The sequence below is a fragment of the Bacillus sp. 05T31 genome, from assembly GCF_056396725.1.
The window spans coordinates 1-2,232 of the sequence record NZ_JBFTMA010000723.1; the positions used below are offsets into that span (position 1 = coordinate 1).

The 2,232-nt window shown below is 34.4% G+C and carries 3 protein-coding genes; 1 reads left to right on the forward strand and 2 read right to left on the reverse strand.

Annotated features, from left to right (window positions below; translation table 11 throughout):
- On the forward strand, positions 1-333 hold a 333-nt coding region (locus AC1DJR_RS27270), incomplete at its 5' end, for a Type 1 glutamine amidotransferase-like domain-containing protein (RefSeq protein ID WP_477003972.1).
- A gap of 53 nt (positions 334-386) precedes the next feature.
- Here the strand turns inward: AC1DJR_RS27270 and AC1DJR_RS27275 are convergent.
- On the reverse strand, positions 387-1,796 hold the full coding sequence (locus AC1DJR_RS27275) for an MATE family efflux transporter (protein ID WP_002086395.1): 1,410 nt from the start codon (positions 1,794-1,796) through the stop codon (positions 387-389).
- A gap of 142 nt (positions 1,797-1,938) precedes the next feature.
- Positions 1,939-2,232, reverse strand: a 294-nt coding sequence (locus tag AC1DJR_RS27280; RefSeq protein WP_477003973.1) for a DUF2087 domain-containing protein, incomplete at its 5' end; no start/stop codon positions are given.

The following is a 2,232-nucleotide window of genomic DNA, read 5'->3' on the forward strand; positions in this document are numbered from 1 at the left end:
GGATATAGTGCCGGTGCTATGTGCTGGTTCACATCTAGCATTCGTTCAGATTATGAAGGTTCCGGTTATATAGAAAGTAGTGGCTGGGGTATTGTTAACAAAAGATTTTGCCCCCATTACAATCAATTAAATAGAATGAATGCCTTCCATACGTTTTTACAAACTCACCAAGGTAATATAGAAGGTATTGCATTAGAAGATAATTGCGCTTTATATATTACAGAAGGTTCATTTGAAATTATCGGTGAGCCAGATACAGCTTGGGAGTTTTATATGAATAATGGAGAACTCATTAGACAACATTTTGACATAACTTTAAAAAGTTATTTATAAGCATTCATAAAAAAATGTCCCTAAGTATAATGACTTAGGGACATTTTCACCTTTTAACTCACTAATCGTGTAATTCGTTTCTTCTGCCATGAAAGCTTATAATATGCATACTGTAATATTAAGCTGACGATGAATGCAGCTGGATACCCAATCCATATCCCTTCTATTCCAAGGCTCGTATGGTAAGAAAGATAATACGCCACAGGTACTTCAACAAGCCAAATTGATACAACACTGATTACAGTTGGCCATAGTACAGTACCACTTGCTCGCATTGTCGCACTAATAATTTGTGCATGACCGAAAATTAAGTAGCTCCATAATGTAATCATGATTAGACTATGAGCAATGTCAATTGTATTTTGACTTGTTAAAAATAGTGCTAAAATATCTCTTGAGAACAAGTAAATAAGAGATATTAATACACCACCAATGATATAATTCATAATAATTCCGGCCTTAACAACTTTCTGCAATCGATCAAATTGGTTCGCACCAATTGATTGCGCTGCAAAAATTGATACTGTAATACCGAGGCTAACCGCTGGCATTTGTACATAACTTGCAACTTGGTTCACAACGCCATACGCCGCTGTTGCATCTGAACCGTACCGATTTACAAATGCGATTACCGCGATCTCTGATAATGAAACTAATATCATATTAATACTCGCTGGAATACCGAGGCGTAACAATAATTTTAATAACTCCCAGTCCATACGAAGATATTTTCTTACTGTCCCGTCTAATTGCAGTGGATGATTTTTCTTCTTTAAATACACTAGCATGACAATAAACGTAATAACTGTAGATATAACTGAAGCATAGGCTGCTCCGTAAACATCTAATTTCGGAGCTCCTAACCAGCCAAAAATAAGAATTGGTAATAAAATCATATTTAGCGCTGTACTTACGATTAAAAAGTAAAATGGCGTTTTTGAATCTCCTGTACCTCTCATAAATGTTGTATATGCAAAATATAAGAATAATACTGGCATAGATATAAATAAAATTCTTGCGTAATGCACACTTATTTCAATAATATTTTCTGGCGTTCCCATAAGACGCATAATATCCATCGCAAAAATACTACCTATTATCGCCAACACGACTCCGATAATAAAAGTAAACGTAAGCGTCGTACCAACGATAGCTTTTAAGCGCTCCTCATTTTTAGCACCAAATGCCTGACCAATTAAAATTGAACTACCAGAACCAATTCCAATTACAAATGAAACGAGTAGGAAAAATAACGGGAAAAATGCCGATATAGCTGCTAGATCATTTACGCCAAGCCATCTTCCTACTACTACCATTCCAAATAACTGTCCAACTGATTGTAATACATTACTTAAAAGTAACGGCACTAAAAACATGGACATCGATTTCCATATCGGCTTATGTTCYGTTTCTGACTTCTGTGACTCTACACCTTCTTTATTGTTATCTGTAGGTGGTTTCAAATTTCATTTCTCCTTTTAYTWAAAATCTGCACGGTTAAATCCGTGCTCAAATAATTGTAATTACTCCAACCATTTCTATACTGTTTGCTCGTCAAAGTAATTGCTTCTTCTACTCACTATTTTCAAATTCATCATATCATTCTTATAACTTCACCCAATATTGGCTTCCATCAGCTGTTCTATCTAAAAAACCATATTCGATTAAATATCTTCTCAAAGTTACAAAATCCGGATATATATTTTCTAAAACTGTATTTACTTCTTTTTCAGTATACTTCTTATTACTATCGAATTTCTTCACTAAATGACGTAATATAATTAATTTACGCTTTTGCTTTTTCGGAAATTTAGAAAGCGGTCCATCCAAACCTTTTGTAAAATGCGCTGTTAAAACTTCAGCATTTTCTTCCTCTGTAATATTGTATCTATCATCCAC